Annotated in this window: 20 protein-coding genes; 10 read left to right on the top strand and 10 right to left on the bottom strand. The window is 60.5% G+C overall.

Going from position 1 to position 19,282, the window contains the following annotated elements:
• Positions 1-27: 27 nt before the first annotated feature.
• Positions 28-957, bottom strand: coding sequence for a zinc ABC transporter substrate-binding protein (locus IE188_RS02255; protein ID WP_191284836.1), 930 nt, complete (start codon positions 955-957; stop codon positions 28-30).
• A gap of 79 nt (positions 958-1,036) precedes the next feature.
• Between IE188_RS02255 and IE188_RS02250 the strand changes: the two genes are divergently transcribed.
• Genes IE188_RS02250 through IE188_RS02235 form a run of 4 tightly spaced genes read left to right on the top strand, consistent with a single transcriptional unit; the run spans position 1,037 to position 3,957 of the window.
• Complete coding sequence (locus tag IE188_RS02250) at positions 1,037-1,531, top strand: Fur family transcriptional regulator (RefSeq protein WP_191284835.1); 495 nt, start codon at positions 1,037-1,039, stop codon at positions 1,529-1,531.
• Positions 1,528-2,283: a metal ABC transporter ATP-binding protein gene (locus tag IE188_RS02245; RefSeq protein WP_191284834.1), complete on the top strand. Its 756-nt coding sequence runs from the start codon at positions 1,528-1,530 to the stop codon at positions 2,281-2,283. The genes IE188_RS02250 and IE188_RS02245 overlap by 4 nt, the downstream gene beginning before the upstream one ends.
• Entirely contained in the window at positions 2,273-3,064 is a 792-nt protein-coding gene (locus IE188_RS02240) for a metal ABC transporter permease (RefSeq protein ID WP_191284833.1), read from the top strand. The genes IE188_RS02245 and IE188_RS02240 overlap by 11 nt, the downstream gene beginning before the upstream one ends.
• Before the next feature lie 20 nt (positions 3,065-3,084).
• Complete coding sequence (locus tag IE188_RS02235) at positions 3,085-3,957, top strand: phosphate acyltransferase (protein WP_191284832.1); 873 nt, start codon at positions 3,085-3,087, stop codon at positions 3,955-3,957.
• On the opposite strand, the gene pta is transcribed toward IE188_RS02235, so the two are convergent.
• The 6 genes from pta to IE188_RS02205 all read right to left on the bottom strand — a co-directional run bounded on the left by pta (position 3,954) and on the right by IE188_RS02205 (position 10,949).
• A complete protein-coding gene (gene pta, locus IE188_RS02230; protein ID WP_191284831.1) occupies positions 3,954-4,958 on the bottom strand; it encodes a phosphate acetyltransferase in 1,005 nt (334 codons plus the stop codon). The two genes, IE188_RS02235 and pta, sit on opposite strands and share 4 nt — an antisense overlap.
• 57 nt (positions 4,959-5,015) lie before the next feature.
• On the bottom strand, positions 5,016-6,788 hold the full coding sequence (xsc, locus tag IE188_RS02225; protein WP_191284830.1) for a sulfoacetaldehyde acetyltransferase: 1,773 nt from the start codon (positions 6,786-6,788) through the stop codon (positions 5,016-5,018).
• A gap of 117 nt (positions 6,789-6,905) precedes the next feature.
• Positions 6,906-8,384, bottom strand: a complete 1,479-nt coding sequence (gene pdxR, locus IE188_RS02220; RefSeq protein ID WP_191284829.1) for a MocR-like pyridoxine biosynthesis transcription factor PdxR — start codon at positions 8,382-8,384, stop codon at positions 6,906-6,908.
• A 54-nt stretch (positions 8,385-8,438) separates the two neighbouring features.
• Positions 8,439-8,741 (bottom strand): hypothetical protein, encoded by a 303-nt coding sequence (locus tag IE188_RS02215; protein ID WP_191284828.1) that lies wholly within the window; start codon positions 8,739-8,741, stop codon positions 8,439-8,441.
• 121 nt (positions 8,742-8,862) lie between these two features.
• Positions 8,863-9,453 carry a GNAT family N-acetyltransferase gene (locus IE188_RS02210; RefSeq protein ID WP_191284827.1) on the bottom strand — a complete coding sequence of 197 codons (591 nt, stop codon included), beginning with the start codon at positions 9,451-9,453 and terminating at the stop codon, positions 8,863-8,865.
• Positions 9,454-9,551: 98 nt separating this feature from the next.
• The gene (locus tag IE188_RS02205) at positions 9,552-10,949 is read right to left on the bottom strand and encodes an aminotransferase family protein (RefSeq protein ID WP_191284826.1); all 1,398 of its coding nucleotides are present in this window, start codon (positions 10,947-10,949) and stop codon (positions 9,552-9,554) included.
• 233 nt (positions 10,950-11,182) lie between these two features.
• Between IE188_RS02205 and IE188_RS02200 the strand changes: the two genes are divergently transcribed.
• Entirely contained in the window at positions 11,183-11,833 is a 651-nt protein-coding gene (locus IE188_RS02200; protein WP_191284825.1) for a GntR family transcriptional regulator, read from the top strand.
• A 6-nt stretch (positions 11,834-11,839) separates the two neighbouring features.
• Here IE188_RS02200 and IE188_RS02195 read toward each other — a convergent pair whose 3' ends face one another.
• On the bottom strand, positions 11,840-12,547 hold the full coding sequence (locus IE188_RS02195) for a type 1 glutamine amidotransferase (RefSeq protein WP_191284824.1): 708 nt from the start codon (positions 12,545-12,547) through the stop codon (positions 11,840-11,842).
• An 87-nt stretch (positions 12,548-12,634) separates the two neighbouring features.
• On the opposite strand from IE188_RS02195, the gene IE188_RS02190 reads away from it, so the two are divergent.
• Genes IE188_RS02190 through IE188_RS02175 form a run of 4 tightly spaced genes read left to right on the top strand, consistent with a single transcriptional unit; the run spans position 12,635 to position 15,993 of the window.
• On the top strand, positions 12,635-13,894 hold the full coding sequence (locus IE188_RS02190) for a cytochrome P450 (protein WP_191284823.1): 1,260 nt from the start codon (positions 12,635-12,637) through the stop codon (positions 13,892-13,894).
• A gap of 46 nt (positions 13,895-13,940) precedes the next feature.
• Entirely contained in the window at positions 13,941-15,230 is a 1,290-nt protein-coding gene (locus tag IE188_RS02185; protein ID WP_191284822.1) for a type I glutamate--ammonia ligase, read from the top strand.
• 27 nt (positions 15,231-15,257) lie between these two features.
• The gene (locus IE188_RS02180; RefSeq protein ID WP_191284821.1) at positions 15,258-15,569 is read left to right on the top strand and encodes a 2Fe-2S iron-sulfur cluster-binding protein; all 312 of its coding nucleotides are present in this window, start codon (positions 15,258-15,260) and stop codon (positions 15,567-15,569) included.
• Positions 15,570-15,624: 55 nt separating this feature from the next.
• Positions 15,625-15,993, top strand: coding sequence for a VOC family protein (locus IE188_RS02175; protein ID WP_191284820.1), 369 nt, complete (start codon positions 15,625-15,627; stop codon positions 15,991-15,993).
• Between the two features lie 6 nt (positions 15,994-15,999).
• Here IE188_RS02175 and IE188_RS02170 read toward each other — a convergent pair whose 3' ends face one another.
• On the bottom strand, positions 16,000-17,352 hold the full coding sequence (locus IE188_RS02170) for an aspartate aminotransferase family protein (RefSeq protein WP_191284819.1): 1,353 nt from the start codon (positions 17,350-17,352) through the stop codon (positions 16,000-16,002).
• 1 nt (position 17,353) lies between these two features.
• On the bottom strand, positions 17,354-18,154 hold the full coding sequence (locus IE188_RS02165; RefSeq protein ID WP_191284818.1) for an IclR family transcriptional regulator: 801 nt from the start codon (positions 18,152-18,154) through the stop codon (positions 17,354-17,356).
• A gap of 173 nt (positions 18,155-18,327) precedes the next feature.
• On the opposite strand from IE188_RS02165, the gene IE188_RS02160 reads away from it, so the two are divergent.
• Entirely contained in the window at positions 18,328-19,269 is a 942-nt protein-coding gene (locus IE188_RS02160; protein WP_191284817.1) for a tripartite tricarboxylate transporter substrate-binding protein, read from the top strand.
• Positions 19,270-19,282 lie beyond the last annotated feature (13 nt).

Genomic DNA, 19,282 nt, shown 5'->3' with positions numbered 1-19,282 from the left:
GGCGCCGGTTGGCGCCCTTTTTCGTGATCAGCTTGCGGAGTCACCCAGACATTCTGCAATCGCACCGGCTTGGCCCTGCAACAGATCCGTGTAGAGGTTTGGCCCGGGGGGCAGGTTTGAGCCGTTCGGGTCCAGCACGCCGAAGCCAATGTCAGTGCCATCGACAAGATCGCGCATCATGTCTTGACCCTCGGCCGCTTCTGCGAACACACACGCCACCCGGCCGTTGTTCAACAATTCCTCGATCTCGGCCAGACGCGCGGCCGAGGGTGGGGCGCTGTCACTTTCGCGCACCGCCCCCAGCGACGACAGGCCGTAATGGTCGGTGAAATACCCATAGGCATCGTGAAAGACGACAAAGCCTTGGTTCCGAACAGGGTCCAACAGCGTCGCGATTTCTGTATCTATCTGTTGCAAGCGTGCCAGTGCGTCAGCGGCATTCGCACGATACTGTTCGGCGTTCTCCGGGTCATGATGGGCGAGTGCCTCGGCGATTTCGGTCAACCAGACCGCCCCGTTTTCCGGTGACAGCCACGCATGCGGGTCATGCGCGTGTCCGTCATGGGAATCATCCTTCTCGTGATCATCGTGATCGCTGTGGTCGTCATGCGCATCATGGCTGTGGCTGGCTTCGCGCAGATGGGTGCTGGGCAGGTCCAGAAGCGCGACCGTGCGGGATGTGCCGTCGCCGGGCAAGGCGCGTTCCAGCCAGGGGGTCAACTCGGCACCGACCCAGAACACCAGATCCGCCTGTGACAGCGCGCGCATCTGCGAGGGACGCATTTGAAAGGCGTGCGGGTCTGCGCCTTGGGGCAGCAAAAGCTCCGGCTGGGCCAGATCGCCCATCACGGTCGCGACCAGTGAATGAACGGGGGCAATATCTGTCACGACGCGCGGCGGATCAGCGGCAAGCGGGGTGGCAGACAGAAAAAGCGCAGGAAGGGTAAAGCGGTGCATGTTCGGCCTTGAGATGGTGAGTGTAATGTTATACCATTTTGAGAGTGATAATATTACATAACCGAGATGTCAAACCCGAATGAATGATCACGATCCCTCCTGCGCCTTTCAGTCCCATGACCACGAAGCCTGCACCCATGATGCTCTGTCGCGCGCGCAGGAGATATGCCGCGAAAGCGGCGCGCGTCTGACGCCCGTCCGAAAACGTGTGCTGGAAATCTTGCTGGAAGAACACCGGGCGATGGGGGCCTATGACGTTTTGGAGCGTTTGTCCGCCGAGGGGTTCGGAAGCCAACCTCCGGTCGCTTATCGCGCATTGGAATTCCTTGTGGATCAAGGCTTTGTCCATCGTATCCGCCGGTTGAACGCCTTCGCCGCCTGTTCATCCCCGGGCAGCGATCACGCGCCGGTGTTCTTGATTTGCAAGGCGTGCAAGGCGGTTGCGGAAACGCCCGGACAATCTGTTCGGGAAGAAGTTGATCGCATTGCAAATGACCTCGGGTTCACCGTCGAACGCAGCAATATCGAGGCGCTGGGTCTGTGCCCCACCTGCGCGGGCGAGGCGGCGGCATGAGCTTGATCACCGCCCGGGATCTTTCGGTGTCGCATGGGCGACGGCAGGTTCTGCGCGGCGTCAATATCTCGATCGACCCTGGCGAGATCGTCACGATTGTCGGCCCCAACGGGTCGGGCAAATCCACCTTGCTGCGCGCCTTGCTGGGAATGTTGCGTGTGTCGGGGCAGATCAGCAGAAAACCGGGTCTTGTGGTCGGTTATGTGCCGCAGAAACTGGCACTGGATCGCAGCCTGCCGATGCCGGTGTCCTGTTTTCTGAACCTACCCACCCGTCACAGCCCCGCCAAACAGGCCGAGGTTTTACGTCGCGTCGGCGTGCCCGACATCGCCCGTCAACAGGTCGCCGAGTTGTCGGGCGGGCAGTTCCAGCGCGTGTTGCTGGCACGTGCATTGCTGGCCAGGCCCGACCTGCTGGTGCTGGACGAGCCGACGCAAGGGTTGGATCAGAATGGCGAGGCCGCGTTTTACCGCTTGATCGAAGCCGTGCGCCGCGAAATGGGGGTTGCGGTCCTGATGGTGTCCCATGACCTGCATGTGGTGATGAGCGCCTCGGACAGGGTGATTTGCCTGAACGGTCATGTCTGTTGCGAAGGCACCCCGCATGTGGTGCGGGACGCGCCGGAATACCGGGCGCTGTTTGGGCAAGGCACACAGGGTGCGCTGGCGCTTTATCAACACGAACATGATCACGCGCATCACGATTGCGACCATGATCATGCTGCCAAAAAGGATATCGCGCATGCTGGATGATTTCCTGTTGCGCGCGGCTCTGGCTGGGATCGGCGTGTCGATTGCCACAGGGCCCCTGGGATCGTTCGTTGTTTGGCGGCGGATGGCCTATTTCGGGGACGCAACGGCACATGCGGCGATCCTGGGCGTGGCGCTGGCGCTTTTGATGGCTCTGCCGATCTGGCTGGGCACGTTGGTGATTGCGCTTGCCATGGCGCTGGCGATCAGCTGGATGTCGGCCCGCGGACAGTCGCCAGATACCGGGCTTGGGGTTCTGTCCTATTCGGCCCTGTCAGCGGGGCTGGTCGCCATTTCCTTCGCGCCCGGTGTGCGGGTGGACCTGTCCGCCTTTCTGTTTGGCGATATTCTGGCGGTGACGCGCGGCGATCTGGTGCTGGTCTGGGGCGGCGCGCTGGCGATTGCCGGGCTGATCGCCTGGCGCTGGTCACGTCTGCTTCTGTCGACACTCAGCCCGGATCTGGCGGCGGCCTCGGGCATCAATCCGACGCGCGAGGGGATCGTGCTGACCCTGTCGCTCGCCATCGTGGTCGCAGTGTCTTTGAAGGTGGTCGGGGCGCTTCTGATCTCGGCCTTGCTGATCATTCCAGCGGCTGCGGCCCGGCTCGTGTCATCCAGCCCGGTCGCCATGGCAGTGACGGCGGTTCTGATCGGGTGGGGTGCCAGCCTGGCCGGATTGTGGGGATCGTTGCAATATGACACGCCCGCCGGTCCGTCGATCATCGTGGCGGCGGCGTTGATCTATCTGGTGCTGACAGGGTACAGCACTGTCCGAGAAGCCTGACCGTGCCAGAAGGACCCGACATGCCCGCCCTTGATCGCGCCATTCAGATCGCCCGGACCGCGCGGGCAAAGGTCATAATGCCTGAAAATGATGATGCGCGCATCGCGGCTGCGGCGGACAGGTTGCAACGCGAAGGACTGGCTGTGCCGGTGCCGCTTTCCCAGTCGAAGGCGCATCATGTGAAGGCGCTGATGACAGCGCGCCCGATGCGAGACAGCATTGCCGCCCGGATGCTGCAGCGACCCTTGATGCAGGCGGCGGCCATGGTGGCCACCGGCGAGGCGGACATTCTGGTCGCAGGTGCCCTTGCTCCCTCGCGCCGAGTGATCGAGGCGGCGTCGATGGTGATCGGGCTGGAGGAGGGCACCACAACGCCATCGAGCTTTTTCTTGATGGTCTTGCCGGACGGGCGCGAGATGATTTTTGCCGATTGCGCCGTGACGGTGGAGCCAGACGCCGCGCAACTGACTGATATTGCAAGAAGCTCGCACCTGTCAGCGTCGCGGCTTTTGGGTGCGGGACGGGTGGCGCTGCTGTCTTATTCAACCGGGCAATCCGGCAGAGGCCCGTCCGTCGATAAGGTTGCCAGCGCCGCAGAGCTTTCGGGATTTCCCGGTCCCGTGCAGGCGGACGCCGCCCTGAACCGCGCCATTGCCGCGCAAAAAGGCAGTGCCGGGCAGGGGGATGCCAATGTGTTGGTGTTTCCAAACCTGGATGCCGGCAATATCGCCTATAAGCTGATGGTCGAACTGGCCGGCGCACGCGCCTACGGGCCGATCCTGCAAGGGTTCAAGCGCCCGGTTTGCGATCTGTCGCGCGGCGCGACAGTCGATGACATCGTGGCCAGCACGGTGCTGGCGATCGCGGCAGATCGGATGGCGCGGGCCAGCTAGGCGTTGGCGCTGGCTTGCGCGGCCGTCACGGCGATCATGTGCAGAATATCTTCGGCCGTGCAGCCGCGTGACAGATCGTTGGCAGGCTTGGACAACCCCTGAAGCACGGGGCCGATGGCCGTGGCCCCGCCCACGCGCTGGGCGATCTTGTAGGCGATGTTGCCGCTTTCCAGGTTGGGGAATATGAACACGTTGGCAACACCCTCCAACGGGCTGCCCTCGGCCTTTCGGGCGGCCACATCCGGCACGAAGGCGGCGTCGAACTGCAACTCACCGTCAATCAACAGATCGGGTGCACGCTGTTTCGCCAACTGTGTCGCGGTGACGACCTTGGAGACCGAGTGGTGTTCCGAACTGCCGCGGGTCGAGAAGGACAGCATCGCCACGCGCGGCACCTCGCCCGTTAGGGTGATGAACGAGTCCGCCGAAGACAGCGCGATCTGCGCCATTTCCTCGGCCGTCGGGTCCACCACCAGCCCGCTATCGGCAAAGATCATCGCGCCCTTGCGGGCGTGGTGCACCTCGCAAAACAGCATCAGAAAAAAGCTCGACACCAGTTTTGTATCAGGTTTCGGGCCGATGACCTGAAGGGCGGTGCGCACGATCTCGGCGGTGGTGGCGATGGCGCCGCCGACCGTGCCATCCGCGTGCCCTGCCTTTACCATCAAGGCCGCGAACACATGGGGGTTCAGCGCCGCAACCTCGGCCTGGCTTTGTGTGACGCCTTTATGCTTGCGAAGTTCGTGATAGAGCGCCGCGAGTTCCTTCAGATGTGGCGAGGTCGCAGGCTCGTGAAGCGTGATCCCGTCGATGCATTTCAGACCAAGCCTGTCGAAAGTGCTGTTGATCTCTGACAGGTTTCCCACAAGCCCGACCTGTGCAATGCCTTGCGAGGCCGCGTCATGCGCAGCCTGCACCACCCGCAGCGCGTTGCCTTCGGACAGCATGATCCTGTGATTGGATCTTGCGGCGTTGCGCAGAAGCGTTTCCAGCGGCTTCATCAGGGCGAGCCTTTCGTCATGCTTGGCCGGACCTCACCATGAAGTCCGGCCGGAACGTCAAACCTTTTGCGGGCGCATGTCATCCTTGCTGATCCCGGCGACAACCACGGGCTTTTTCATCGCATCGCGGCGAAACGGTTCACCAAGTTCCTGGTTGATCATCGCTTCGATGATGGTGGTCTTGCCCTCTTTCTGATCCTTGATCGCTTGGTCCAGGGCGGCGGTCAGTTCGTCCATGGTCCGCGCCACGACGCCTTGCAGGCCACACGCCTTGGCGATGCCCGCATAGCTGACCTGGGTGTCCAGCTCGGTCCCGACGAAATTGTCGTCATACCACAAGGTCGAGTTGCGCTTCTCGGCGCCCCATTGATAATTGCGGAACACGATCTGGGTGATGGCGGGCCATTCTTCGCGTCCGATCGCGGTCAGTTCGGTGACGGCGATGCCGAAGGCCCCATCACCCGAGAACCCCACCACAGGCGTGTCCGGACAACCGATCTTGGCCCCCACGACAGCAGGCAGGCCGTAACCGCAGGGTCCAAACAGGCCGGGTGCAAGGTATTTCCGACCCGCCTCGAACGTTGGATAAGCGTTGCCGATGGCGCAGTTGTTGCCGATGTCGGACGAGATGATCGCCTCTTTCGGAAGGGCGGCCTGAATGGCGCGCCACGCCATGCGCGGGCTCATCCAGTCGGGTTTTGCATCGCGCGCGCGCTCGTTCCAGGTGGTGCCGGGGTCATCGTCCTCGTGATCCATCGACGACAATTGCTGTGCCCAGGCGGATTTGGTCTGGGCGATGGTCGACTTGCGCTCTTCGCGACCCGCTTCACCTGCATCCGCCGACAGTTTATGCAGCAGCGTCGCCGCCACTTTCTTGGCATCGCCCACGATCCCCACGCTGATTGTCTTGGTCAGGCCGATCCGGTCGGGATTGATATCAACCTGAATGATCCTGGCGTCTTTCGGCCAGTAATCCAGCCCGTAACCCGGCAGGGTCGAGAACGGGTTGAGCCGCGTACCAAGCGCCAGCACCACATCGGCTTTCTGGATCAGCTCCATCGCGGCCTTGCTGCCGTTGTAGCCCAAAGGTCCCGCGAACAGAGGATGGCTGCCCGGGAAGGCGTCGTTGTGCTGATACCCCACGCAGACAGGCGCATCGAGCCGCTCGGCCAGTTCCATTGATTCTTCGATTGCTCCGCCCAGCACGACACCTGCCCCGTTCAGGATCACCGGAAATTTCGCATGGGACAGAAGATCGGCGGCCTGGGACAACGCCTGCTCGCCGCCTGCCGGACGCTCGAAGGTCACGATTTCGGGGAGTTCGATGTCGATCACCTGCGTCCAGTAATCGCGCGGAATGTTGATCTGGGCCGGCGCGCAGGCCCGCTTGGCATTCAGGATCACCCGATTCAGCACTTCCGCGATGCGCGACGGGTCGCGGACCTCTTCCTGATAGGCCACGCAATCGGCAAACATGTTCATTTGCTCGATCTCCTGAAACCCGCCTTGGCCAATGGTCTTGTTGGCTGCTTGCGGTGTCACCAGCAGAAGGGGCGAGTGGTTCCAATAGGCGGTTTTCACGGCAGTCACGAAATTCGCGATGCCGGGGCCGTTCTGCGCGATCATCATCGACATCTTGCCAGTGGCGCGGGTGTATCCATCGGCCATCATCCCGCCCGACCCTTCGTGGGCGCAGTCCCAGAAAGTGATGCCCGCGGCGGGGAAGTTGTCGGAAATCGGCATGAAGGCCGAGCCAATGATGCCGAACGCATGTTCGATTCCGTGCAGTTGAAGCGTTTTTACAAAGGCTTCTTCGGTGGTCATCTTCATCTGGAACTCTCCCTTGAAAATAACGCCTGTTCCGGTGATCCGCGGTGCCGGGCAGGCGTGGTCTTGCCAATATTCTTAGGCAGCACGGGGGGCTTGCTATAGGGCCAGTTGACTGGGCTATTTGGCGCCAGTCTGTTGCATTTCCGCGATTTCACGCGCGATCAGGGATATCCCCTTGGGAATGCGGGATGCCGGGATCGAGCTGTAGGCGATGCGAAAGAAGTTGCGCGGCGGCGTGCTGCTTGCAAAGAAAGGAGCGCCGGGTTCGATCACGACTTCATGCGCCATCAAACGATCCGCCAGCAGGCGCGTGTCGATGCCCTCGGGCGCGCGCATCCAGAAGGCCGAGCCGCCAAAGACGCCGCGCCCCGCAATGGTCAGGCCGGCATCCTCGATCGCGGTGTTCATCACGTCGCGCCGGTCGTGATAGGCCGCCCCAATCCGGCGGATCAGGGCGTCGTAATGCCCCAGAGACAGAAAGTAGGCTACGGTGCGTTGGATCAATCCGGGCGGGTGACGCAGCACCAAAGACCGCAGCGCGCGTGCCTCGCGGATAAAGGGTTCCGACCCGACCAGATAGCCAAGGCGCAGCCCGGGAAACAGCGATTTCGAGAAGCTGCCGACATAGATCACACGCCCTTCGCGATCCAGCGATTTCAAGGCGGGTGAGGGTGGGTTCAGGAACGACATCTCGAAATCATAGTCGTCTTCGACGACCACTGCTTCCAACTCGCGGGCGCGTTTCAGCAGCGCCTTGCGTCGGTCCAGCGGCATCGTGGCCGTTGTCGGGCTTTGATGGCTGGGCGTGGTATAGATGACATCCGTGCCATCGGGCAGCGCATCGGGGGCCAACCCGCCCCGATCCACCGGAATTCTCACAAGATGACAGCGGCTTTGCGTCAGGATATCGCGCAAGGAATAATAGCAAGGATCTTCGATCGCCGCCGTGCGCCGCTGGGTCAGCAGGACCTGCGCCGTCAGCCACAGCGCATTCTGGGCACCCAGCGTGATCAGGATCTCTTCGGGTCGGGCCAGAATGCCGCGCCGGGGCAGAATGTGGCGTGCAATGAATTCGGTCAGTTGCGGATCGTCCTGGTCATAATAATCGCGCATCATCGCGGGGTGGTCTTTTTGCCCCAAAGCCCGAAGCGCACATAGCCGCCATGAGTTGTGGTCAAACAGCGTCGGATCGGCCTGCCCATAGATGAACGGGTATTTCATCCGCCGCCAGTCCAGCGGCTTTGCGGGCGTGCTGCCCCCGGTAAAGCTGGTGCCGATGGCGCGCACCCAATCCACCTTGTCCTCGCCCCGCGCACGCAGTTTGAACGAAGGAGGTTCCGGCGCGTTTTCAGAGACATAGAAGCCGCTGCGCCCCTTCGAAGTCAGATAGTCGTTTGCCTGCAACTCGGTATAAGCAAGCGTGACCGTGATCCGGCTGACCCCCAGATGCGCCGACAGGCGCCGGGTCGATGGCAGCTTTTCGCCACGCGGCAGTCGCCCGGACAGGATCGCCTCGGCGATCATCTGCTGGATCTGCGCCTGAAGCGTGCCTTGGGCGTCTTGATCCAGAAAAAAGGTTTCAACGGGGGCAGCCATGCAGGCGACCCTAGCGTGGACCTAGTTCCATGGCAATCTGGACATAATGCCGGTTCAGCGATTGGACGATATCCAGGCCGACATCAGACCGGCATCGCGGAAACATTCATCCGGGATCGCGCGGCGCTTCAGTCGTGCAATACGTTCGGCAAAGGCCACCTGACGCGAAGTCGCGCGCCCGTCGGTGACGCGCGGTGTGGTCGCGTTCAGGCGTGCCTGATGTTCCCCGATCCACGCGGACAGGGCGGCGCGATCACTGATCTTGTCGGCCGGGATGTCTGCCCCCAAGCGGGCAGCGATATGGCGGGCATAGTCGACCTGTTTCGGAGTCGGCGGCAAAGTGCGGGCAGCGTGCATGTTCGATCCTCCTGTTCCTGATCTGTTTCACGACCATCACATGAGAACAAATATAGAACATTATGTCGAAAAGTCCAGTATCCCGCTCAAACCTGAGGTCAGGCCCGGCAGCAAACCGCCATCAGCAGCGAGGCTGTTCCAGCTTCCAGGTCAGGTTCGCGCGCACGGCAGGCCATTCGGATGCAATGATCGAATAGACCGCCGTGTCGCGGATCGCGTCACCGGGCCCGATTTGATGACTGCGCAGGACGCCATCCAGCTTGGCGCCCAATCGTTCGATCGCGCGTCGGCTTTGCTGGTTCATATAGTGGGTGCGAAATTCAACCGCGATACAGTCAAGTGTATCGAAAGCATGTGCCAACAACAGTCGCTTGGCTTCGGTGTTCAGCGGCCCGCGTTGCACGGATCGACGATACCATGTCGATCCGATCTCTACCCGTCGGTTTGCCGTGTCGATGTTCATATAGGTGGTCATGCCGACCGGCGTTTCATCCGGCGTCATCACGCAGAACGGCAACATGGATCCTGCCTTTTGCAATCCAAGCCGGCGCTCGATTTCGGCTTCCATTTCCTCGGGGCCGGGAACCGAGGTGTACCACAGCTTGTGCAGCGCCCCATCGGCACTGGCGTCCCGCAAGGCTGGGGCATGATCCGGCGTCAGAGGTGCAAGCACGACGTGATTTCCGGTCAGGGTGACGGGGGCAGGCCACATGGCATTGTCCTTCCTGCAATGGGTGACGACAGTCACACCCAGAATGCAAAAAGCGGGCCAATGAAAAGGCCCGCCTTTGTTCCGTGAGTGGGCAGGTCCTAGCCGAAAACCTTGGCCAAGGCGTTGTCGACGGCATCGGTGATCCGATCCACATCTTCGGCGGTCACGATCAGCGCCGGGCTGAAGCAAAGCACGTTGTTGCGCCCGGGGATCGAGCGGTTGCTGGCCCCGATGATCACACCCTGCGCGCCACAGTCGGCCACGACGGCGGCGATGTCCTTTTCCGACACCGGCTCTTTCGTTTCGCGATCCTTCACCAGTTCGGCCCCAAGAAACAGGCCCTTGCCGCGCACATCGCCAATCACTGCGTGCTTGTCCATCAGGGCCTTCAGGTTGCCAAGCATCCGTTCACCCATCTTGGTGGTGTTTTCCAGCAGCCCCTCATCTTCGATGATCCGCATGTTTTCCAGCGCGGCCGCCGGGCCGGCGGTGCAGCCTCCGAAGGTCGAGATGTCGCGGAAATGGTTCAGCACATCGTCCGAGTTGTCCTTGAACATCTCGAACACCTTTTCGGTGGTGACGCAGCAGGCAATCGCCGCATAGCCCGAGGCAACACCCTTCGCCATGGTGACAAAATCAGGCTGGATGCCATAGTGCTGATAGCCGAACCAGGTGCCGGTGCGTCCAAGTCCGCATACGACCTCGTCGATATGCAGCAGAATGTCGTATTTGTCGCAAATCTCGCGCACGCGGTCCCAATATCCTTCGGGTGGCTCGATCACGCCGCCACCTGCTGTGATTGGCTCCAGGCACAGGGCACCAACCGTGTCCGGGCCTTCGCGCAGGATCACGTCCTCGATCAGATCGGCGGCGGCACGGCCAAATTCGGCGCCGGACACATGCCCCAGCCCGATCTCGTCCTTGCGATATTCCATGCAATGGGGCACACGCACGAAATCGGGCGCGAAGGGGCCATACTGCATGTTGCGTTCATCCTGCCCACCGGCTGACATCGCGGCCAGGGTCGAGCCGTGATAGTCGCGGTCGCGATACAGAATCTTGGTCTTCTTGCCGCCATAGCGTTTATGCGCGATCTGGCGCACCATCTTGAACGCCTTTTCATTCGCCTCGGAGCCTGAATTCGTAATATAAACGCGGGTCATGCCCGGCATTTTCGAGATCAGTTTTTCCGAGAACATGGCCCCCGGAATGGATCCGGCCGAGCCTGCGAAATAGTTCAGCGTCACCAATTGGTCACGCACGACATCCGCGATGCTTTCCCGGCCATAGCCGACATTCACCGTCCAGACGCCGCCCGACACGGCGTCAATATACTCCTTGCCGTTCTGGTCCCAGACGCGCATCCCCTTTCCTTCAACGATGATCCGGGGATCAACCGTTTCAAACGGCTTGTGCTGGGTCAGGTGGTGCCAGACATGGGCCTTGTCTGCTTCGACAACATGCGAAATGTCATTTTCCTTCAGGGCACCGTCCATTTTATCCTCCGGGGGGTTGTGGTCCGGCCGCGCAAGGGCGGGGGACTCAGTATCTTTGATCAAAAAGAAGGATGACATTTCTGGCCGCGAAAAATAGGTCCAGCGCAATCTTGTTTTACGTCCAGATTGCGGGCAAGGCCTAAGGGAAACGCAAGGGGCCGCCCGTGTGGACGATCGGCGGTCTCTGCCATGCAAGGGGTGGATTTCACCGCCGATTTTGCTTAACTCGCCCCATGGCCGGACAAACGGAAACTGTCTTGAACGCGATCCTGTCGGGGATTGACCGGGGAGAATTAAACCCCGGTGATCCGATTGATGAAAACGCGCTGATCGCGAAATACGAAGTGTCGCGCACGCCCCTGCGCGAAGCATTGTTGCGGCTTGAGGCGATGGGTCTGATCCTGCGCCAGCCGCGCAAGGGGGCTGTCCTGTTCAAGCCAACGCTTGAGGAGTTTCTGGCTATTCTCGAGGTTCACGCGCGGCTGGAAGGGCAGGCGGCGGGGCTTGCGGCGCGGCGTATCTCTGCGCCAGCAGGCGCGCAACTGATGCAGATTGTTGACGCCTGCGACACCCATGCGCGCGACAAGGGGGATGGCGACCCGGATGGCTATTATGCGCTGAACCTTGAGTTTCACAAACAGGTGGGCGAGGCGTCAGGCAACCCGTTCCTTCTGGACATGATCAAGATGAATGCGCGCAAGTTGCTGGCTTACTATCGGGCGCGCTATGCCTATCCCGATGCCATCGCCCAAAGTGCCGAGGAACACCGGCAGATTGCTGCGTTAATCTTGTCGCACAAAGCTGACGAGGCCGAGGCTCTGATGGTGCGGCATGTTCAATTTGATCGCGTGACGGTCATGGACCTGCTGGCGAAGCTGGGCTGACGCGGGTCAGGCAGCGCGTTCATGTTCAAAGAACCGGATGATGCAATCCGAGAACAAGCCATTGTCGGCTGACAGAGGCAACGAGGCGCGAGCCTTTTCAATCACATCGGCCGGTTTTTCAGACGCCAGTTCCTCGACCAGTGCGGCGATGAAATCATGGGTCATTTCCGGGTGGTTTTGCGTTGTGAAGACGTGGTCTGCGATCCGGAAGCCCCCAACAGGACATCCTTCGTGACGCAAAACGATTTCGGCACCCTTGGGCAACTTGGTCACCTGTTCGATATGCGCGCCATATTGCCAGAAACGGCGCGCTTCCATCCAGGGCGGGCGGGCGGTTGCTTCGACTTCGACCGACCCCAAGACCCATCCATCCGGGTTTTGGCCGACCTCTCCCCCCAATGCCAGTGCGATGGCCTGATGACCGAAGCAGGCGCCGAACAGCGGTTTACCTGACGCTTCGATACAGGTGATCAGATCCAGCAAGCGCGCGATCCAAGGTGCGTCATCATGCACCGAAGCCGGGCTGCCGGTGACGATCCACCCGTCATAATTCGACTCGTTTTTTGGGAACTTGCCATCTTTCACCGAATAGACGGTGAAGGCCCAACCGGGGCGTTTCGGCGCAAGCAACGCTTTCCACTTCTCACCATCCTTTGGATGTTGCTGGGAAAATGCGCTTTCATCGGTGTTGGTCATCAAGATCGCGATACGCATGATTTCTCCGCTTTACATATTTAACATGTTATATAATATATTTTCAAGCGCGCAACATACAATCGCGCAGCAGCCAGGGAGGCGCGCATGACAGTCTGGACCCCTAATGACGACGGATATGCTGATCTGTCCAGCCACGACACCTTCGTGAACGGCGCGCCGCACAACACGTTCGTCCGGCTGCGACGTGAAGATCCCGTCAGTTGGACAGATTGGGGCGGAGGGGAAGGCTTCTGGAGCATCGTACGCCATGCCGATATGACCGAGCTGAACCGAAACTATCAGGTCATGTCCTCGGCGCGCGGTATTCGGATGGAAGACCAGACCTATGAAGAGTATCTGGCCCGACGCACGTTTCAGGAGACCGATCCGCCCGAGCATATGAAGACCCGTATGAAAGTGGGCAAGGCGTTTTCGCGCCCCGTGGTGGCCGGGTTCGAGCAGCAGATCCGCGAATTGTGCCACCCCATTCTGGATGCAGCGCTGGACAAGGGCACGTTCGACGCCACCAAGGAAATTGCACGGCAATTGCCGATGATGATGCTAGGGCGCATTCTTGGCACGCCGGACGAAGATCTGCCATGGCTGGTCGAGAAAGGGGACGCGCTGATCGCCAACACCGACCCGGACTTCACCGATCATGTTCTGGACAAGATGGAGACGGACGAATACCGGATGATGCCGTTCAACTCGCCTGCCGGGGCCGAGCTTTTCGACTATGCCAAACGGCTGATGGCGGAGAAAAACCGCAAGGGCGACACCGATGGCGTTCTGCACATGATCCTGCAACCGGACAAGGATGGCAACGTCATGCCGGAACAGGAGTTCCGCAACTTCTTCTGTCTGCTCGTGGCGGCAGGCAATGACACGACCCGCTATTCGATTGCCGCCGGCATTCAGGCCATGTGCCATCAGCCCGAGCTTCTGGGCCAGATGCAGGCGGGCGGTGATATCTGGGCCACCGCACCGGACGAGATCATCCGCTGGGCCACGCCTGCGCTTTATTTCCGGCGCACCGCGACCTGCGACCACGACATTCACGGCAAGACCATCCGCGAGGGCGACAAGGTGCTTTACTGGTGGATCTCGGCCAACCGCGATGAAGAAGTGTTCGACGACCCCAATCGCGTGGACCTTCACCGCAGCCCAAACCGGCACATGTCCTTCGGGCAGGGTGGGCCGCATGTATGTCTGGGAATGCATCTTGCGCGGCTGGAGGTGCGGGTTTTGTTTGAAGAACTCGTAAAACGCGTCAAACTGGTGGAACCGGCGGGGGATCACAAGTTCCTGCGGTCCAACTTTGTCGGTGGGATCAAAGAACTGCCTGTTACGATGCAGGCGACATAACCCGCTTAATCGGGGTGGCCTGACAATTGTCGGGCAGGGAGGTGAGATGAAAGACCGTTTGCGCGCCCTTTGGTGCGACCACCTGAGCATTCTGCGCGGCAAATACCTGCCCAACCACAAGATTCAGGACGGGAACACTCGCTTTTGCCGCTCAACCTTCGGGGTGCATTACGACAAGGATCTGCTGGACGCGCCGGGCGCGATGATGAAGCAGGGTCTGCCGGATATGGAATTGCGCTGGGACGAGGCCGACATCCGCGACAGCTGGGAAAGCGCAACCCAGATCGTGATAGGTGATCTTTACGATCAGGATGGTGCGCCGCTGGAGCTGTGCGGACGACAGGCATTGAAACGCGCGATTGCGGCATGGCAGGCACGGGGTCTTACACCCATGATCGGGATCGAGCTGGAGTGCTACGCCCTGATGGCCAACGAGATTGGTCGCCTCGTGCCCTATGACGCACCGGGTGGGGTGGTGTACGGAACCGGGCCGTTTTCCGACCCGCTTCGCTTTACCGATGACATCTGGGAACGCGCTGACAATCTGGGGTTCAACGTCGATATGATCACGGCGGAATACGACAGCCCGCAATTCGAGTTCACGCTGACCTTTGACGAGGCGCTGAAGCAGATGGATGACATCGTATTGTTCCGTCAGATGGCGCGCGAGGTGGCGTTGGAACACGGTCTGGTCCTGACCTTCATGCCCAAACCGATTGCCGAGGCAGGCGGATCGGGGATGCATGTCAATTTCAGCTTCCGCGATCAGGATGGGCGCAACGCGCTGGACAACGGTCCGGTGGGCGGGCCGGAGAACATGAACGATCTAGCGCGCGGCTGTATCGCCGGTCTGATGCACCATCACAAGGGGCTGTCGGGTCTGGTCGCGCCCACGACCAATTCCTATCAGCGGCTGCAACCCGGCACCCTGTCCGGCTATTGGCGCAATTGGGGCGGCGACCATCGCAATGTCACCACGCGCATTTCCAGTGAAGGGGGCGCGAAGTCGCGTCTGGAACACCGGATGGCGGATGCCACGGCCAACCCTTACACGGCGGTTGCCGCCGTACTTCAGGCATCACTGCTGGGGGTTGAGAACAGCTATGCGCTGGGGCCGATGGAGACGGGCGATGGCTTTGACCGCACCGATGCCACAGACGGCACGGCTGTCGATTTGAAACGCGCGATGAACGATCTTGAGGCCGACCAGACGCTGGGGGACGCCGTGGGCCGTTTGCTGGTCGACAACCACATTTACATGAAGCGCAAGGAAGTCATCAAAACCCGGGACCTTGAGGGCGACGGGCTGCGCGATTTCTACGTGCATTTCGTCTAGCATACGGAAAGATAAAGGAGAAATGATATGAAAGTAACCTGGGTCTTGCCTGGGGGCGAGGAAGTCGTGGCTGACGTCAAGGACGGCATGAACATGATGGAAGCCGCCGTAGCCAACAATATCGCAGGCATTCAGGGCGAATGTGGCGGGTCACTGTCCTGCGCCACCTGCCATGTGCATGTATCAGGCGACTGGTTGGCAAAAACCGGTGAAAAGAGCGATTTCGAAGAGGCGATGCTGGACATGGCCGATGGCGACGTCACCGACGCATCGCGCCTGTCCTGCCAGATCACGGCATCGGGCGATCTGGACGGGATCCGGCTGGTCGTGCCGATCTGACACCGCTTGCGGGCAAACTGTGCTATCCTTCGGTTGCAGAACGGAGGATATCATCATGTCACTCGGAGCGTTTTCCGTCAGTCTGGGTGTGAAAGACCTGTCCCGGTCGCGCGCCTTTTACGAGACACTTGGGTTTGCCGTCTTTGCCGGGGACGAGGCGCACAACTATCTGATCATGAAGAACGGTGACGCGATCGTTGGTCTGTTTCAGGACATGTTTGAAGGGACCATGCTGACCCTCAACCCCGGTTGGGACCAGTCGGCACGCACCGTGGACCCTTTCGAGGATGTACGCGAGATCAAAGCCCGCCTAAAGGAAGCCGGTCTTGAGATCACGCAGGAAAAGGGTGGCGACGACGGTCCAGCCAGTTTCGTGGTCATCGACCCCGACGGGGTGCCGGTCCTGTTCGACCAGCACCGCTAGCGGTCATCAGGCAGCTGCAAACCCCGCCTTGAGGGCGTCAACAATGGTGGTCACGTCTTTCGCGGTCAGGACAAGTGGCGGCGACAGGATGATGTTGGGTCCGGACACGCGCACCATTGCACCGTTTTGGTACGCGATCTCTTGAATTGTGCCGATCGTCTGTTTGTCGATCGGGGCTTTGGTCGCCGTGTCTGACACCAGTTCCAAGGCACACATCAGCCCGTGCCCGCCGCGCACGTCGCCGACGATGTCATTGGCCGCACCGATTTCTTGCAGACCTTGGTACAGCTCGGCCCCCCGGGCGGCGGCGTTTTCATTCACCTTCAGACGCTGGGTTTCCTCAAGACAAGCGATTGCGGCAGCAGCCCCGACGGGATGGCCTGAATAGGTATAGCCATGTCCGATCGCAGCTTTGCCGGTTGTGTCCTTTTCGAACGTGTCGACCACGTGATCGGCGATCATCACCGCGCCGAAGGGGAAGTAGCCGTTGGTGATGGCCTTGGCCGTGCACATGAAATCGGGTTGCACACCCCAATAGCGGCTGCCGCTCCAGCCGCCGGTGCGGCCGAAAGCGGTGATCACCTCGTCCGCGATCAGAAGGATGCCATGTTTCGAGCAGATCTCGCGCACGCCAGGCATGAATGTTTCGTGCGGCGGGATGACCCCTCCTGCGCCCAGAATGGGCTCCATGATAAAAGCCGCGATGGTGCCTGCACCCTGGAATGAAATCTCGTCTTCCAGCGCTTGCAGGCACAGTTGTGCCAGCTTTTCGGGGTCACTTTCGTTGAACGGGTTGCGATAGGTATAGGGGGCGGGGATGTGAAAACAGCCCGGTAAGAGCGGTTCATACTGGGTGCGGAAATTGGCGTTCCCGTTCACCGATGCGCCGCCCATATGCGTGCCGTGATAGCCTTTCTTCAGGCTCAGAAACTTTGTGCGCCCCTGATCGCCCCGGATCTTGTGATACTGCCGGGCCAGTCGCAAAGCGGTTTCGACGCTGTCCGACCCGCCGGAGGTATAGAAGGCGCGGGTCAACCCATCAGGTGCGAAGAAATCGCACAGCATTTCCGACAGCTCGATCACCTTATCGTTCGTAGTGCCGCGAAAGGTGGAATAGTAGGGCAGTTGATCCAACTGCGTGGCGATGGCGTCCTTGATCGGCTGGCAGGAAAACCCGAGATTTACGTTCCACAAGCCCCCGACACCATCGACGACCTCGTGCCCGTCCACGTCGGTGATCCGAACACCATCTGCTCCGGTGACGATGGTGGGTGGGTTGGCCTGACTGTCTGCCGGATGCGCCATGGGGTGCCACAGCGACCGGGCGTTCTTTTCTTTCAGAAAATTGGAATCCTTCATGTCATGCCTCTTCTGCAAGCGGTGTTTGCGGTTGATAAGGGGGGAAAGTGTCGGGTGGAAAGCCGCCAAGGATGCGGGTCGTTTGACGCGCGTGGACCATCAGCTTGTCGCAGATGTTGTGCCGCAGGGCATCGGTCATGCGCGACACCGGGGCGGCAACCGCCATGGCACCGATACAGGCGGATCGGGCGTCGAAGATCGGTACGGCGTGCGAGATCACGTCCTCTTCAAACCCTCCGGTCGAGACCGCCATTCCCTGTCTGCGGATCGCAGGCAACAGCGCGCGGATGTCGGCCGGATCGGTGAGGGTCTGCGAGGTCCGCGCAATCAGGGGGCGGGACAGGATCTCGTCAACAAAGGACGCCGGTGAATAGGCCAGGACCGCCAGCCCGGACCCGGTGGAATGAAGCTCCAGCACCTCGGCGTCTTCCATCATCACCATCGTGCCGTGGCGGTTGGAATAGGCATAGGCGAGGTTTGACAGAACGTCCCCGTTCAGAAGCGACATATGCGCGGTTTCGCCTGTCTTGTTGCTGAGTTCGGTCAACTGCTGCAACGCGACCTCGCGCACCGGCACCTGCTTTTCGCGCAGCGCGGCAAGGCGCAGAAAGGCCGGTCCAAGGCGGTATTCACGCCCGGCGCCCACCTGTTCGACGAATCCATGTTCGGCAAGTTCGCTCAGCAGGCGATGCACGGTGGCCTTGTTCAGGCCAGACAGGCGTGCCAGTTCGCTTAGCCCGATCCGGGGCATGGCGCGACTGAAATAGCTGAGCAAAGACAAGGCTTTGGATGTCGTTCCCATTGGCGATCCCATCTGCGTGCAGCGCGTGAAACCTGGCGGTGGCTGCAAAATTACTTCGCATGTTCATTGTTTTCTTGACAGGATTGATGCGGCTCTGTCAATCTAAATTAAAACCAATGGTTCAAATAATGAACCGATCGCTACTCAGACCACGACGCAGCAGGGAGAACGTCATGAACACCAAATCCATTCTGGCAGGGGCCGTCGCACTGACCGCCGCCGCACTTGCAGGTCCGGCACTTGCCGAATACCCCGAAAAGCCCGTCAGCTTCATCGTTCCATGGCCGCCCGGCGATCTTGAGGACGTGCTGACGCGCATGATCGCCGAGGATTTCCAGGCCGAATATGGCGTATCGGCGGCTGTGGTGAACAAGCCCGGCGGGGGCGGTGGCCCGTTCCCCGGCGCGATTGACGTGGCCACCGCGCCCGCAGATGGCTACACCATCGGCAGTTTCGTGCCCGCAGTGCCCGTTATCGGCCACGAGATCGGTATTGACGAACTGACCCCGGAAAAATTCGACCCGATCGGCATCTTCCTGACCTATCCGTTCGTGATCGCGACCAGCAAGGACGCGCCTTATAATTCGATGGAAGAGCTGGCCGCTTATGCCAAGGAAAACGACGTGGCGCTGGGCCATTTTGGGGATGTGTTGACACCGACGCAGGTTACGAAAGCCTATGCGGTGAATGCCGGGTTCGACTGGGGGTCGGATGCAGCCTTTGATGCGCTGGATTGCAACACGCTAGCGTCAGGCGACGCGGATGTGATCAACACCACTTTGCAACTGATCCTGCCTTGCCTGGACGATGTGAAAGTGCTGATGGCCATCACGGACGAACGCATCAGCCTGATCCCCGACGTCCCCACCGTCGGCGAGCTGGATGAAAATCTGAACATCGCGCTGTGGAACGGGTTGTTCGTGACCAAGGATACCCCCGCAGATGTGCGTGAAAAGATCGCCGCCGTCGCCTCGAAAACTGTCATGAGCGAGCGTGCGCAGAACGTGGCCAAGGAAACCGGCGCGCTGGTCTATTGGATGGATGCGGACGCTTCGGCGGCACGGATCGCCGCAGATCAGGAAACCGGGGCGCGGATTGGCAAGATCCTCGAATGATACGCTTGGCGCG

Source organism: Aliiroseovarius zhejiangensis (genome assembly GCF_014656375.1).
Classification (GTDB): domain Bacteria; phylum Pseudomonadota; class Alphaproteobacteria; order Rhodobacterales; family Rhodobacteraceae; genus Aliiroseovarius; species Aliiroseovarius zhejiangensis.
The sequence above is the reverse complement of the archived record's forward strand: the minus strand, read 5'-3'. Positions and strand labels throughout refer to the sequence as shown.

What these genes read in the sequence shown, in the direction of transcription:
- IE188_RS02250 (WP_191284835.1), top strand. Translation starts at nt 1,037, where the DNA reads ATGAATGATCACGATCCCTCCTGCGCCTTTCAGTCCCATGACCACGAA.
- IE188_RS02185 (WP_191284822.1), top strand. Translation starts at nt 13,941, where the DNA reads ATGAAAGACCGTTTGCGCGCCCTTTGGTGCGACCACCTGAGCATTCTG.
- IE188_RS02165 (WP_191284818.1), bottom strand. Translation starts at nt 18,154, where the DNA reads ATGGGAACGACATCCAAAGCCTTGTCTTTGCTCAGCTATTTCAGTCGC.
- IE188_RS02240 (WP_191284833.1), top strand. Translation starts at nt 2,273, where the DNA reads ATGCTGGATGATTTCCTGTTGCGCGCGGCTCTGGCTGGGATCGGCGTG.
- IE188_RS02195 (WP_191284824.1), bottom strand. Translation starts at nt 12,547, where the DNA reads ATGCGTATCGCGATCTTGATGACCAACACCGATGAAAGCGCATTTTCC.
- IE188_RS02245 (WP_191284834.1), top strand. Translation starts at nt 1,528, where the DNA reads ATGAGCTTGATCACCGCCCGGGATCTTTCGGTGTCGCATGGGCGACGG.
- IE188_RS02180 (WP_191284821.1), top strand. Translation starts at nt 15,258, where the DNA reads ATGAAAGTAACCTGGGTCTTGCCTGGGGGCGAGGAAGTCGTGGCTGAC.
- IE188_RS02200 (WP_191284825.1), top strand. Translation starts at nt 11,183, where the DNA reads ATGGCCGGACAAACGGAAACTGTCTTGAACGCGATCCTGTCGGGGATT.
- pta (WP_191284831.1), bottom strand. Translation starts at nt 4,958, where the DNA reads ATGAAGCCGCTGGAAACGCTTCTGCGCAACGCCGCAAGATCCAATCAC.
- IE188_RS02170 (WP_191284819.1), bottom strand. Translation starts at nt 17,352, where the DNA reads ATGAAGGATTCCAATTTTCTGAAAGAAAAGAACGCCCGGTCGCTGTGG.
- IE188_RS02215 (WP_191284828.1), bottom strand. Translation starts at nt 8,741, where the DNA reads ATGCACGCTGCCCGCACTTTGCCGCCGACTCCGAAACAGGTCGACTAT.
- xsc (WP_191284830.1), bottom strand. Translation starts at nt 6,788, where the DNA reads ATGAAGATGACCACCGAAGAAGCCTTTGTAAAAACGCTTCAACTGCAC.
- IE188_RS02175 (WP_191284820.1), top strand. Translation starts at nt 15,625, where the DNA reads ATGTCACTCGGAGCGTTTTCCGTCAGTCTGGGTGTGAAAGACCTGTCC.
- IE188_RS02210 (WP_191284827.1), bottom strand. Translation starts at nt 9,453, where the DNA reads ATGTGGCCTGCCCCCGTCACCCTGACCGGAAATCACGTCGTGCTTGCA.
- IE188_RS02190 (WP_191284823.1), top strand. Translation starts at nt 12,635, where the DNA reads ATGACAGTCTGGACCCCTAATGACGACGGATATGCTGATCTGTCCAGC.
- IE188_RS02255 (WP_191284836.1), bottom strand. Translation starts at nt 957, where the DNA reads ATGCACCGCTTTACCCTTCCTGCGCTTTTTCTGTCTGCCACCCCGCTT.
- IE188_RS02205 (WP_191284826.1), bottom strand. Translation starts at nt 10,949, where the DNA reads ATGGACGGTGCCCTGAAGGAAAATGACATTTCGCATGTTGTCGAAGCA.
- IE188_RS02235 (WP_191284832.1), top strand. Translation starts at nt 3,085, where the DNA reads ATGCCCGCCCTTGATCGCGCCATTCAGATCGCCCGGACCGCGCGGGCA.
- IE188_RS02160 (WP_191284817.1), top strand. Translation starts at nt 18,328, where the DNA reads ATGAACACCAAATCCATTCTGGCAGGGGCCGTCGCACTGACCGCCGCC.
- pdxR (WP_191284829.1), bottom strand. Translation starts at nt 8,384, where the DNA reads ATGGCTGCCCCCGTTGAAACCTTTTTTCTGGATCAAGACGCCCAAGGC.